This window comes from Pseudomonas sp. KBS0707, assembly GCF_005937945.2.
GTDB classification, from domain to species: domain Bacteria; phylum Pseudomonadota; class Gammaproteobacteria; order Pseudomonadales; family Pseudomonadaceae; genus Aquipseudomonas; species Aquipseudomonas amygdali.
The window spans coordinates 2275695-2288809 of sequence record NZ_CP041754.1 but is presented as its reverse complement, the minus strand read 5'-3'; the positions used below and the strand labels follow the sequence as shown (position 1 = coordinate 2288809).

9 protein-coding genes and 1 pseudogene are annotated in these 13115 nt (G+C 58.3%); 6 read left to right on the top strand and 4 right to left on the bottom strand.

The window, feature by feature from the left end; all coding sequences use genetic code 11:
* Positions 1-9: 9 nt before the first annotated feature.
* Both kdpA and kdpF read right to left on the bottom strand, forming a co-directional pair.
* The gene (gene kdpA / locus FFH21_RS10695; RefSeq protein WP_011168334.1) at positions 10-1704 is read right to left on the bottom strand and encodes a potassium-transporting ATPase subunit KdpA; all 1695 of its coding nucleotides are present in this window, start codon (positions 1702-1704) and stop codon (positions 10-12) included.
* A 2-nt stretch (positions 1705-1706) separates the two neighbouring features.
* Positions 1707-1802, bottom strand: coding sequence for a K(+)-transporting ATPase subunit F (gene kdpF, locus FFH21_RS10690; protein WP_003406089.1), 96 nt, complete (start codon positions 1800-1802; stop codon positions 1707-1709).
* A gap of 242 nt (positions 1803-2044) precedes the next feature.
* Between kdpF and FFH21_RS10685 the strand changes: the two genes are divergently transcribed.
* The 6 genes from FFH21_RS10685 (at position 2045) to FFH21_RS10655 (ending at position 9116) form a co-directional block, all read left to right on the top strand.
* Entirely contained in the window at positions 2045-2308 is a 264-nt protein-coding gene (locus FFH21_RS10685) for a helix-turn-helix domain-containing protein (RefSeq protein ID WP_004659166.1), read from the top strand.
* Positions 2309-2388: 80 nt separating this feature from the next.
* Positions 2389-3648 (top strand): IS256-like element ISPsy17 family transposase, encoded by a 1260-nt coding sequence (locus tag FFH21_RS10680; RefSeq protein WP_004666928.1) that lies wholly within the window; start codon positions 2389-2391, stop codon positions 3646-3648.
* Positions 3649-3988: 340 nt separating this feature from the next.
* Positions 3989-4546 carry a fimbrial protein gene (locus tag FFH21_RS10670; protein ID WP_011168333.1) on the top strand — a complete coding sequence of 186 codons (558 nt, stop codon included), beginning with the start codon at positions 3989-3991 and terminating at the stop codon, positions 4544-4546.
* A 107-nt stretch (positions 4547-4653) separates the two neighbouring features.
* Positions 4654-5400, top strand: coding sequence for a molecular chaperone (locus FFH21_RS10665; protein ID WP_041924507.1), 747 nt, complete (start codon positions 4654-4656; stop codon positions 5398-5400).
* A 36-nt stretch (positions 5401-5436) separates the two neighbouring features.
* The gene (locus tag FFH21_RS10660; RefSeq protein WP_011168331.1) at positions 5437-7953 is read left to right on the top strand and encodes a fimbria/pilus outer membrane usher protein; all 2517 of its coding nucleotides are present in this window, start codon (positions 5437-5439) and stop codon (positions 7951-7953) included.
* Positions 7954-8000: 47 nt separating this feature from the next.
* The gene (locus FFH21_RS10655; RefSeq protein WP_011168330.1) at positions 8001-9116 is read left to right on the top strand and encodes a fimbrial protein; all 1116 of its coding nucleotides are present in this window, start codon (positions 8001-8003) and stop codon (positions 9114-9116) included.
* 41 nt (positions 9117-9157) lie between these two features.
* Here FFH21_RS10655 and FFH21_RS10650 read toward each other — a convergent pair whose 3' ends face one another.
* Together FFH21_RS10650 and FFH21_RS10645 are read right to left on the bottom strand one after the other, a co-directional pair.
* A complete protein-coding gene (locus FFH21_RS10650; protein WP_041924506.1) occupies positions 9158-10690 on the bottom strand; it encodes a hypothetical protein in 1533 nt (510 codons plus the stop codon).
* Between the two features lie 107 nt (positions 10691-10797).
* Positions 10798-12992: pseudogene (locus FFH21_RS10645) on the bottom strand (autotransporter outer membrane beta-barrel domain-containing protein).
* Positions 12993-13115: the final 123 nt, after the last annotated feature.

The window sequence follows — 13115 nt, the reverse complement described above, 5'->3', positions numbered from 1 at the left end:
ATCGGTTCCTCAGAAACCCAGGCTCAGGTGTTCGGCAATCGGTCCCAGTGCCAGGGCCGGCAGGAAGGTCAAACCACCCACCAGCAAAATGGTGACGGTCAGCAGAGTGACAAACAGCAGGCCGTGGGTCGGGAAGCTGTTCTGACCCTGTGGTGCGGTTTTCTTCATGGCCAGGCTGCCAGCCAGTGCCAGCACCGGCAGGATGTAACCAAAGCGGCCAATGAAGATCGCCAGGCTGAGCATCAGGTTGTGGAACACGGTGTTGGCACTGAAACCGCCGAACGCCGAGCCGTTGTTGGCCGTGGCCGAGGTGTAGGAGTACAGCAACTGGCTGAAACCGTGCGCGCCGGGGTTGCTGACCGCACCGGCCGGGCCAGGCAGGCTGGCAGCAATCGCGCCCAGCACCAGCACGCCGACCGGCATCACCAGCAGGGTGGCGACCAGCAGCCGGACTTCCTGCGCTTGCAGCTTCTTGCCGAGGTATTCCGGCGTGCGGCCAATCATCAGGCCGGAGAGAAATACCGCAATCAGTACGTTCAGCAGCATGCCGTTGAGGCCCACACCCACGCCGCCGAAAATCACTTCACCGACCATCATGTTGACCAGCGCAACCATGCCGGTCAGAGGGTTGAGGCTGTCGTGCATACCGTTGACCGAACCGTTGGAGGCCGCAGTGGTAGCGACTGACCACAGCACCGTGCCGGTGGTGCCGAAGCGGGTTTCCTTGCCTTCCAGCGGTGCGGTCTGCTCGACACCGGCGATGTTCAGGGCCGGGTTGGGCTGGTACTCGGCCCACAGCGACACCGCGCCGCCGATCAACAGCAGTGCCAGCATGCAGCCAAGAATCGCGCGGCTCTGGCGCATGTCCTTGACGTAGTGGCCAAAGGTGAACACCAGCGCTGCCGGGATCAGCAGGATCGACACCAGTTCGAACAGGTTGCTCCACGCCGTCGGGTTCTCGAACGGGTGCGCCGAGTTGACGCCGAAGAAGCCACCACCGTTGGTGCCCAGCTGCTTGATCGATATCTGGCTGGCCGCAGGGCCCATCGGCAGGCTTTGATCCGCGCCTTGCAGAGTCAGCGCATCAATGTAATGGCCGAAATTCTGCGGCACGCCCTGCCAGACCAGAAACACGGCCAGCACGATACTGATCGGCAACAGCCCATAGAGCGTGGCGCGGGTCATGTCGGCCCAAAAGTTACCCAGGCTCTGCGACGAGCGACGGCTGATACCGCGACATAGCGCGACCAGCACGGCGAGACCGGTGGCAGCGCTGACGAAGTTCTGCACGGTCAGGCCGACCATCTGGCTCAGGTAGCTGAGCGACGCTTCGCCGCTGTAGGCCTGCCAGTTGGTGTTGGTGACAAAACTCATCGCCGTGTTGAAAGCCAGCGACCATTCCATGCCCGGCAGTTGCTGCGGGTTGAGCGGCAGCGCGCCTTGCAGCATCAGCATCGCGAACAGCACGACAAAGCCTGCCAGGTTGAACGCCAGCAAGGCCCACATGTATTGCTGCCAGGATTGCTCGGTTTTCGGGTCGACGCCGGAAATTCGGTAGCAGGCCCGCTCGACCGGCACCAGCACCGGGCTCAGCCAGGTGCGCTCGCCTTCCATGATCCGATAGTAGAAACGCCCCAACCAAGGCGCGGGTGCCAGCAGCAGGACCAGAAAGGCCAGGATCAACAGATAATCGTAACTGTACATGATCACTCCTGACTCTGGTCGGCGCGCAACAGCGCCACCAGCAGATAGATGAACAGCCCGACTCCCATCAGCAGCGAGATACCATCCATAACGCTCATTGAAATTTCCCCCATCAGGCAACACCGATACGGCACAGGCCGCGTGGGGAGATTGTCCGCAGGCAGGGTGTAAAGGCGCGAGATCGACAGGCTGGTCGGGGCGTAAAGAAGCTGTAAAAAAGCGCTACAGCCTTGACGGCGCAAGGCCTTCGCGGGCCTCCAGCGCTGTCATTTATGTCAGGTTCGCGTTGGGGATTGCGGGGGTATCGTGGTGCGGCGATCTTCAGGAAAAGGACTTCACCATGCTTCGCGACAACGGAAAACCACCCGGCACCACGCCGCCCTCCCACACCACACCCGCCACTGTCCAGTTGACTGTCAAGGAACGACAAGTCCTGGAATGGGTGGCGATCGGCAAATCCGCGTGGGAGATATCCCGTATTCAAGGGTGCACGGAAGCGACCGTGCACTTTCATACCAGCAATATCCGCCGCAAGTTCGGGGTGACGTCATTGAAGGCGGCGCTGGTGATGGCGATCAGGCAGGGGGTTATTTTGGTGGAGTGATGCAGACATATAAAAAACATCAAGATGGAGACTGTCAGAAATTTTGTGTTCGGGCATAACATGTAGCTAGAGGTGCATGTATGCCGACCAAAAAGAAGTCCGCCAATGCAACAGCGAGGGAGTTGCCCTCGATTCCCCAAGAGCTGATCGAGCAGTTTGTTAAAGGCCCGATGAGCGCCGAAGCCATTCAAGACGCGTCCATGGCGTTCAAGAAGGCTCTGATCGAGCGTGCGCTAGGCGCCGAGCTGGGTCACCACCTTGGTTATCCTCAGGGCGCGGAGCGCCCTGAGGAGTCGACCAATCAGCGCAATGGCAAAAGCAGCAAGACGGTTCTGACCGACGACGGGCCGCTTCGCCTGGATATCCCCAGAGACCGCGATGGTAGCTTCGCCCCGATCCTGATTCCCAAGCACGAACGACGTTTTACAGGCTTCGACGACAAGATAATTGCCATGTACGCCCGGGGCATGACGGTGCGTGAGATCCGCGCTTTTCTATCTGAGCAGTATGGAACTGACGTGTCCCATGACTTCATCAGCTCAGTCACCGATGCGGTCATGGAAGAGGTGGGCGCTTGGCAGCAACGACCCTTGGAACCGATGTATCCGGTGATCTTCTTCGATGCGTTACGGGTCAAAATCCGGGACGAGGGGTTAGTGTGCAACAAGGCTATTTATCTGGCGCTGGGGGTATTACCTGATGGCACGCGCGACATTCTGGGTATATGGATCGAGAGCACCGAGGGTGCCAAGTTTTGGATGAAGGTGTTCAACGACCTCAAGACTCGTGGCGTTGAAGATGTTCTGATCGCCGTCACGGATGGCCTCAAAGGAATACCGGAGGCGTTGGGGGCGGTTTTTCCTGCCACGACGCTGCAAACCTGCATCGTGCATCTGATCCGCAACAGCTTGGACTATGCCGCTTGGGATAAACGTCGGGCACTGGCCAAAGCACTCAAGCCGATCTACCAGGCGATCAATGCCGATGTGGCTGAGCAAGAGCTTAACGCCTTTGAAGCGGGCCCCTGGGGCAAGCAGTATCCGACTGTAGTTGCTGCATGGCGTCGCGCCTGGGATCGGGTTATACCGTTTTTTGTTTTTCCGGCGGGCATTCGCAAAGTGGTTTACACGACCAATGCCATCGAGAGCATCAATGCCCAGTTACGCAAGATCATCAAGACTCGAGGGCACTTCCCGACCGATGAGGCTGCGACGAAACTGATATGGCTTGGGTTGCGCAACATCACCGCCAACTGGGGTCATGCGGCACACGACTGGAAAGTGGCAATGAATCAATTTGCGATCCTGTACGGAGACCGATTTACCAGACCGAGCTGGTAAAACAAGGGCCTGCCTGACGGCAGGCCCTAACCAGCCCGAACACAAAAAAACTGATACTCCCCGTTACATTTGCCCTTCGGATTCTCTGCCCGGACAGACAAGCACAGACCCATGAAAAACCCGGAACAACGTAAAAACTCAAGATTTTAAATGTATGACACTAATTTAGGAAATATCCTACACCTCCCGCCACTAACCAAAGTCCGCCAGAGACTTCGCAACTAACGCACCTGCTGTAAACTCCCACCCCGTCATGACGCACAACACAAACTGTCTATCAAGACACCATAAATAGTTACATTTCCACTCTTGTGACTTTAATACTTATAAGGTTTTTATCGTGAATAAAATGCTATCCGTACTAGGCCTTGCTCTGGCGACCACACTGACCGGCACTGTCGCATCCGCCAACTCCGGCACCATCCGTTTCGAAGGCAAGATAACCTCCACCACCTGCCCTATCGAAGTGGTCAATCCGGGCGATGGCTCTACCGGCAACCTGGTTAACATGGGCTCTATCGAGGCCAGCCGATTCACCGGCATCGATCAGGAACTCTCAGGCAAGAGCTTTGCCCTGCGCGTCAACGACAACGGCGGCAACTGCGGCCTGGCGAGTGGTAACCCGAATGCGGCCAAAGTCACCTTCACCGGTGACGCGGACACCAGCGGCGACTACTTCGGCGTCACCCCTACTGCCGACGGGGCAAAGGGCGTTGCGATTGTCATCAAGGACCAGACCGGGGTCTCGATCAAACCAGGCGACACGTCGGCGCCTTACACACTGGTCGAAGGTGGTGTCACCGACATGGTGTTCAACGCCTACTACCGTTCGACAGAAGCTAACGTTGAAGCCGGTGCTGCCTCGGCGGATGTCCAGTTTGTTGTCGCGATTAACTGATACATCGACCCACTCGCTCACTGTGTAAGGATCAATAGTCTTTTCACGTGAAGCATCTTCAATACGTTCAGGTCCGTTTCGGATCTGAACGTACAAGGTAACTTTTCATGATGTGCCAACAGTCTTTTAAAAGACCTGCCCTCGCGGGGTGCACGATGTTATTCATGTGCGCAGCCTATATACCTGCCAGCCAGGCAGCACTGACCGTCAACGCAACGCGCATAGTATTCGATGGCGACAAGCGCAGTACGTCGGTGGTCATATCCAATCCAAGTGATCGGCCGTTCGCGGTACAGACCTGGGTAAATACGGAGGCAGACGACACTGTCACCGTCGTTCCATTCGCACCTTCGCCGCCACTTTTTCGCCTTAATCCGGGCAAGGAACAACACGTACAGATCAATGGCCTGCCCCAAGACCTGCCCTCCGATCGTGAATCATTGTTCTACTTCAACGTGCAGGAAATACCTCAGGCCAACTCTTCGCAAGGCAATGTACTGAATATTGCCCTGCGTACCCGTATCAAACTGTTTTATCGCCCGGCTCTGCTGACTGACAACCCCACTGCCCGCCTCAAGGACCTGCAATGGTCGGTCCGGCAGATTGCCGGCAAGGCAGAGCTGACCGCCATGAATCCGCCCCCCTTTCATGTGTCGTTCATTCGCCTCGACGTCTCCGGCGGTGGCAGGACTGAAAAGGTCAGTGAAGTCGCCATGCTTGGCCCGTTCAGCTCTCGCCATTACAAGCTCAACGAAACGAAAGCGGTACCGGGCCTTCAGGTGGTGTTTGCCGCGATCAACGATTACGGCGGCTACAGCCAGCCGCTGACAGCTACGGCCACGCTGACTGACTGAAACAGCGCAAGCCCGCTTCATCCCAGGACATTGAACATGACCCTATTACCCGATTCCGGGTTCATACCAGTGCGCCTGCGCTTTATGCAGGTGCTGATTGTGTGCGGCAGCGTTACCGTTGTGCTGGAGCCGACCAGAGCGGCAACCGCCGTCAATTTCCAGCCCGGCTTCCTGCGTCAGGGCCAGGACTATGACAGTGCGGCCGCGGCCAGCGTGCTGAACCAGTTGTCAGCTGTCGAGAGCCTCGGGCCAGGCGAGCATTGGGTAGAAATCCACGTCAATATGCGCTATTTCGGCCAACGTCAGATCCGTTTCGATGCCGACCCACAAGGCAACGGCCTGCTACCCTGCCTGTCGCCGGAGTTGCTGGAGCAGATCGGCGTACGTCTCGGCAGTCTGGCCGACCCGGCCTTGTTGCAAGTCGCCTGTGTCGCGCTGGGGCAACTGATTCCGGACGCCAGGGTCGTACTGGACGGCGGCAGACTGCAACTGTCGATCTCGATACCGCAGATCGCCATGCGCCGCGATGCCAACGGGCGAGTGGACCCGGCGCTTTGGGATTACGGCATCAACGCCGCCTTCATCAATTACCAGACCTCGGCGCAACAGACGACCCACAGGGAGACAGGCACCAGCAGCAGCGCAGACCTGTACCTCAACACCGGTGTCAACCTGGGATCATGGCGATTGCGCAGCAATCAAAGCGTGCGTCAGGATGCACAGGGACATCGCGAGTGGACCAGAGCCTATGCCTATGCACAGCGCGACCTGCCCGGCACGCACGCAAACCTGACCCTGGGTGAAACCTACACCGGCGGCGATGTCTTCCGCAGCGTGCCGATCAAGGGCGGGTTGATCAAAACCGATCAGGAGATGCTCCCCGATTCCCTGCAGGGTTACGCACCGGTGATTCGTGGCGTTGCGCAAAGCAGGGCCAAACTGGAAGTGCTGCGCAACGGATACCCGATCTACTCCACATATGTCAGTGCCGGCCCCTATGAAATAGATGACCTGAACACGGCGGGCAGCGGCGAACTGGAGATCGTGCTGACCGAGGCCGATGGTCAGGTACGGCGCTTTACCCAACCTTACTCGACCATGAGTAACCTGTTGCGCGAAGGCGCCTGGAAATACAGCGCAGCCCTGGGCCGCTTCAACGGTGCCTACGCCACCGAGCATCCCTGGCTGTGGCAAGGCACGCTGGCCGTTGGAGCAGGCTGGAACTCAACACTTTATGGCGGACTTATAACCAGCGACTTCTACCACGCCGCTGCACTGGGCGTGTCACGGGACATGGGCACGCTGGGGGCGATGGCGTTCGATGTGACCCGGTCACGCGCCAGCATCGACCAACCCGGTCAGTCCAGCGTGCAAGGCATGAGTTACGCCATCAAGTATGGCAAGGCGTTCACTACCCGGACCAATCTGCGCTTCGCAGGTTATCGCTACTCCACCGAAGGCTATCGGGATTTCGACGAAGCCGTCAGTCAGCGCAGCAACGACGCTACGTTCACAGGCAGCCGCCGAAGCCGCCTGGAAGCTTCGGTTCATCAGAGAATCGGCTTACGCAGCAGCGTTGGTCTGACGCTGTCGCAACAGGATTACTGGGGCAGCGATATCGAACAGCGACAATTTCAATTCAATTTCAACACCCATCGTGCCGGGATCACCTATAACTTCTACGCCTCACAGTCACTGAGCGCAGCCAGTAGTAGCCGCGGCAACGACCGGCAGTTCGGCCTGAGCATCTCGATGCCCCTCGACACCGGCCATTCGAGCAATGCCACATTCGACCTGCAAAGCAGCGCCAATCGCCACAGTCAACGGGGCAGCCTGAGCGGCAGCCTCTATGAAAACCGCGTCAACTATCACGCCAGTCTGAGCAACGATGACGGCAAGCAGCAAAGTGCAGGCCTCGCGGCCGGCTATCAGGCGCCCTTCGCCAGCCTCGGCGCCGGTGTGACCCAAGGCAATGATTATCGAAGTGCATCAGTCAACGCCAGTGGTGCCTTGTTGCTGCATGCGGACGGCATCGAGTTCGGCCCGAATCTGGGCGACACCATCGCCCTGATCGAAGTACCCGATACACCCGGCGTTGGCATACAGAACGCTACCGGTGTCAGGACCAATAGTCGCGGCTACGCATTGATGCCCTATCTGCGTCCCTACCGCCATAACCCGATCACCTTGCAAACCGACCGACTGGGGCCCGAGGTGGAAATCGATAACGCCAGTACTCAAGTAGTACCTGCCAGGGGTGCCGTGATCAAGACCACTTTCGCTGCGCGCACGGTGACACGCCTGATCATCAATGCAACCACTGACGGTGGCAAACCGTTGCCATTCGGTGCCCAGGTGAGCGATGCGCAGGGCAACATTCTGGGCATCGCAGGTCAGGGCGGGCAGATTTTGCTGTCCACCGGCATGCAGGCACAAACCCTCGATGTCCGCTGGGGTGAGAAAAGCGACCCTCAGTGTCATCTGCACATAGACCCCGCCGGCATGCCTCTGGCCAAGGGCTACCGAATGCAAGACATGACGTGTGCCCAGTGACATCAGGTCTGAGCCATCCGCGACATTGTTATTTCAGGAATCCCCCCATGAACTCTGTATTGAACGCCCTGCTCCCCAGTCTGATCCTGTTGGGGACCAGCTATAGTGCTGCGGCTTATTCCGACGTACCGGATGACATACCGAGCAACGATTGCTATTGGATTTCCCCACCGGGAATAAAAGATTACCGGCGCGACATCGGCACGCTCTACGTCCCGAAAGACGCCGCAGTCGGCACCTTTATCGGCAGCATCGATATGCATCACACCACGCCAGACAAGGCAGGTCTGGAGGCGGCCTGCAGAAATGACGGCACGGCTCTTCTGGAATTCAATGCAACGGCTACGGTTCCGATATTTCCTGGCACGCTGGAGCCGATAAACGGGGAAGACCTCACAGGCAAGATACTGCAAACCAATATTCCGGGCGTCGGAGTGCGGATAAAACTGGGGTATCCGTATGACAGGAGCTGCAGCAATTGCTTCACGCCTGTAGGAGGAAGCGCCTCCGTTCCGTTCATCGGCCTCAACGACCACCAGAAAATGCTCACGAGCCTGCCTTTGGCTCATTTGCACAACTATGTAACGCTGGTCAAGACCGGACCGATCCCCTCCGGCCCCAATGTGCTCAATGGCACCGAACTGTTCTCCGGAAGCGTGACAACGCTTGGCAGGATCATGAAGTACGGGCTAACCGGCACGATACTTCAGGCACAGTGCAGCGTTGGTGCAGATCCGGTCAGTGCCGACCCGGTGCAGTTGGGTGAGTGGGAAAGCGCGGACTTCACCGGTCCCGGCTTCACCACACCGGCGGTGCCCTTCAGTATTGCGTTGAGTAACTGCGAGACCTACATGGACGCAGGCTTCGTGGCAACGGCGCATATCCAGCTCGATGGTGTCGAAGGCTCGGTTCCCGAGGGCCCTGTCGGCAGCGGGGTTTTCACCCTGACCAGCGACTCGGACGCCAAGGGCATGGGGATTCAGATTCTCAAAGGTGATGGCGTCACGCCCATGGAGCTGCAGACCGAAGTGCCAATGATGGTGATCACACCCGGTAACGTTGTGCTGAACTTTTACGCCCGCTTCTACCAGACACAGGCCAGCAGCGCGATCCGGCCGGGCAAGGCCAAAGGGGCCCTCAGCTTCACGATGACCTACAAGTAGCAATGCGCCGTGGACTGCCAACCTGGCGGTCCATGACCTCCTCAGGGGTACAACATTAGTCTGAGCGAAGGGAAAGACTGCCAGGAGAGCGTCTGGTCGAAACTCACACGCACCCGGACATCCAGCTGAGTATCGATATTAAATGCCTTCAAATCCGTTTTGCTGATAACACCGGCGTCGATTCTATCGGCCACCCGCGGCACCGGGTATTCATCCAGAACGTTAACGATCAACAACTCATCACCAGCACCGCTGACACCACGCACATCAATGGTGATGAACTGATCAGTGCCCATGAATGACCAACTGTCGAGCGTGAACTGTGCGTAGCCTCCATCGGGAATGTCCTGCAGGCTCAGAATCGCTCCGGAGACCTTGTCACACTGCACGACTGGAAAGCCTGTCATCCCCAGAATAGTCAGAGTATGCCGGTCCGAAAGATAAGGTGGGTCGGCGCTATTTTCGAACACCTCGTAGTACACCGGGATCGACTTGCCGAAATGCTGGGCAATCTGAGTGGAAGGCACGTTGAACAGCCTCGAGTCTGCTACCTCCGTAAGAAAGGAACCCACACTACCGGGCTCGGCCCACTGAACGCGGACGGTGTCACCGGGAGCAATCACGGCATCCTCAGGTATCGATACCACTGCGCCCCGATAAGCATTTACCGGATCGAGCGTACTGGCGCTTGGCCGGCCTGTGGCCTTCTGAACCTGAGGGGGTGGCAGCACACGGGGTACTGGCTGAGCGCACACCAGCAGCGAAACAGCCAGCGCACGGGGCCCGGCATTCCCCGAGCGATCCTTCAACTTGTAGGACACATAACGAATGCCATCGCCACTCTCTAGAACCATTTGCTTGTCGAAGGCAATACTAATCGTGCTACCGATATCGGACTCTACAAGCGGCAGGGTTCCGGTGTGCTCCGATCCCGTCGGCGTACTGCTCCAGTACCAGATAACGAGATCCCCGGGGCTCGGCGAAAAATACGCGGGCACTTCGGCCAGCACGGTGTCGTCATGAGTGTTCAGCCAGGCCGCGGTGAGACCGTCGCTGACGATTTCCTGCGGAAAAATCAGCGCCTCTTCGTCTGCGAATACCGGTGCCGTTTTATCAATGACAAAGGCCAGTGTTTCGGATTCAGTCAGCATCTGGTTCGCGGTCTCGACGCTATAACGGAGTCGATGCCGGCCTTCGCCAAGGCGTTGCTGCGCGATCATGATGAACAGATCGACAGGCTGTACAGGTCCGATCCAGACCTTCTCGTCCAGCAGCTCGTCATTCCAGTACACGCGCAGATACTCAGGGTAGTCCGGGCTGGGCTCGGAGTTTTGCCACTTGGGAAATTCGACCCGCAACGGCACGAGCCATGCACTGCTGGGAAGCAGATTGGGTTCGCCGCCGGGTACGTCAGGGAGGAGTTCGGCGATCAAGGGCGGCGCAAGCAGCACGCTCTTGCGCCATGAAGCCGGCCAGAAAAGGATTCTGATCCGTTCGATCCACTTTGAAATGACAGACATGAGCCGGGCCTCCAGCACGAGAAAGCGGTGGCCGACCCGTTTGCCGACCGCCATGCCCGTCAGTTAACACCCAGTTTTTTTCTGCGGATACTGGCACAAGTGATAGGACCGTTGGCGCATCAGCGCCATCGATCAAGCATCAGCCTCCCGCTTCGCTGTCGCTACCAGCTGTAACGCAAGCCTGCACCGGCGCCCCACGGCTGCTCGATGGCATCGCCATTGCTGTAATCGAAATCAGCATGCACCTGCAGGTTGTCAGACAGCGACACCGAAACGCCCGCACCCAATTCGCCACGGGAACCAGAGAGGTCGTTATTGAACATGTTGTCGTTGACCTTGACCTCGTTCCTGTTTACGAATTCGTGAGCCACGGCAACCCGCACGTAAGGTTGCAGCGTACGCCCCTTGCCCAGATCGAAACTGCGCCCCGCCGTCGTACCGATCTTGCCGAGCAGCGACCGGCTGCGGTCACCCTCAGCGCGCATACCATTGTCCAGTGCGTAGTCCTTGCCCTGAACGACCAGGCCCGCCAGTTGGCTGTAGGGTTCGAGAAAATAACCGTTGTCCAGTTTGATGTGCCGCCCCAGCTCCAGTGACGCGCCAACCCCCAGATTGTCGTAGTTGCCGCGCGTGCGGGAACCATCGCTGAGATTGACTCTGGCCTTGTTTTTGAACTGATTGAGTTTGATCACGCCATCGACGTAGTAGCCGCTCTCGCTGTCCAGCCAGGTGCTGTAAGCGCCCAGCGAGTAGCTGTCGACCTTGCCACTGGCACCGTGATCCAGGCTGAGGTCGGACGAGCTTTGCCCGATCATGACACCCGCCAGCCATTGCCCCGACCCCATAGGCAGCTTGCCATCTGCGCCAAGAGAAACACCGCTCTGAACCTGCTGATATCCGAAGCCCGAGGCGTCGGCAACATTGAATTTGTTGCCGTAGGTACGCATCCAGCCGCCGGAACGCGCCTGGTCCATGCGCAACTCACCCATGCGCGAACGTAACGTGCTCAACTCTCCGTACCAGACAGTCGGTGCGGTATTGAACAACGCCATGACAGTCTGTGCGCCCGGGCGATGGTTCGGGTGGCGGTGTCCAGATACCAGTCGTTTGCGCCATGCTTGATCAGGTCATAGGACCATGCCCCCAGATCCACGGCGCCGCCTGCCAGGGAAAAACGGGCATCGCCGGCTGCGGCATGTACTACGTGCAGAGAGGTGTCACTGAGAGGATCGGTACCGGTGCTGCCGATAAGCAAGGAATGGCTGCCGGTTGCATTGCCGGTGATATCCAGAAAGTCTGTGGCCGCGCCGCCGAAATCCACGTCCATCATGAACGTGCCGCTCCCTGACAGGCTTGCAAGTGACAAGGTGTAAAACGAGGCCGCGTCACCAAACCTGACCGACCCGCCATTCATGGACACGTTACCCACCTGGCTGTTTTCGACCATCGTCCACTGCCCCCCGCTGGCGAGCGAAAAACTGGCGACGTTCTGCAGACGTCCGGTCAGGGTGGCATTGTTTTGTAATACCAGACCGGCAGTACTGCCTGCGTCAGCGGATATGTCGCCCAGCAATTGACTGTTGTCGACGGTCATATTGGCTGTAGAACCGTTGATCAGCTCCAGTATCTTGCCGTTGCCGCCGGTCAGCGTGGAGCCATTTTTGACGAAAATAGTGGCAGTGGCAGGCGCCCCGGTGGGCGTTCCGACAATCAGTGCCGAATCCGTGACACCTTCGACCCGGGTCCCTTCCAGGGTCAATAGATTGCTTGAGGGTACGCCGGGATCGGCACGCATACGGATCCCATATTGCTGCCCGGTGATGGTGCTGTCGGACGCCTTCACAGTGGAGTCAAACATCTCCACGCCCCTGCCGTTGGTGCCCGTGGCCGTTACTGCGCTGCGCTCCAGTGTCAGATTGGCGAGCGAGCCGGCATTCACGCCACGATTGGTTGCCGTGATCGTGCTGCCGATAACCGTTGCCGTGGAGCCAACCAGTTGCGCAGAGTTATTGCCCATCCCCATACCATCCGCGCCACCCGTCAGCTGGCTTCCGGTAATCAAGGCATTTGCCCCGGTCAACGAGACTGCTGTGCCGGTAGCCGCGCTGACCTGACTGCCATTGAGTGTCAGCTGCGCACCGGTGACTGTGGATATTTGCAGGGTGGTCGCGCCATTGGCGGTCAGCACCCCATTGCTGCCCACCCGATAGCTGTCCAGCGGGGTCGTGCCATCAATGGTCACGGGGCCATTGACAGAGGTTTGCGCAAAGACAGAACTGCTGGACAGGAAGGGGGAGAGAAACGCCATGATCTTTAGTGTTCGTGAGAGCGGAAGCAGCGCGAATGGAGCATTCATTATGGTGTATTACCTGAATGAAACGGCGTTGAACCCCGTGGTCCTTGCCCGAACCTGGCCACGAGAAAGAGGCCGGAAGATTACGGGGATCAAACTGAATGCTCTGTAGGATGTTTCCTATGT

Excerpts from the sequence above, each read along its gene's own strand:
- kdpA (WP_011168334.1), bottom strand. The coding sequence starts at position 1,704 with ATGTACAGTTACGATTATCTGTTGATCCTGGCCTTTCTGGTCCTGCTG.
- FFH21_RS10685 (WP_004659166.1), top strand. The coding sequence starts at position 2,045 with ATGCTTCGCGACAACGGAAAACCACCCGGCACCACGCCGCCCTCCCAC.
- FFH21_RS10680 (WP_004666928.1), top strand. The coding sequence starts at position 2,389 with ATGCCGACCAAAAAGAAGTCCGCCAATGCAACAGCGAGGGAGTTGCCC.
- kdpF (WP_003406089.1), bottom strand. The coding sequence starts at position 1,802 with ATGAGCGTTATGGATGGTATCTCGCTGCTGATGGGAGTCGGGCTGTTC.
- FFH21_RS10665 (WP_041924507.1), top strand. The coding sequence starts at position 4,654 with ATGATGTGCCAACAGTCTTTTAAAAGACCTGCCCTCGCGGGGTGCACG.
- FFH21_RS10660 (WP_011168331.1), top strand. The coding sequence starts at position 5,437 with ATGACCCTATTACCCGATTCCGGGTTCATACCAGTGCGCCTGCGCTTT.
- FFH21_RS10650 (WP_041924506.1), bottom strand. The coding sequence starts at position 10,690 with ATGGCGGTCGGCAAACGGGTCGGCCACCGCTTTCTCGTGCTGGAGGCC.
- FFH21_RS10655 (WP_011168330.1), top strand. The coding sequence starts at position 8,001 with ATGAACTCTGTATTGAACGCCCTGCTCCCCAGTCTGATCCTGTTGGGG.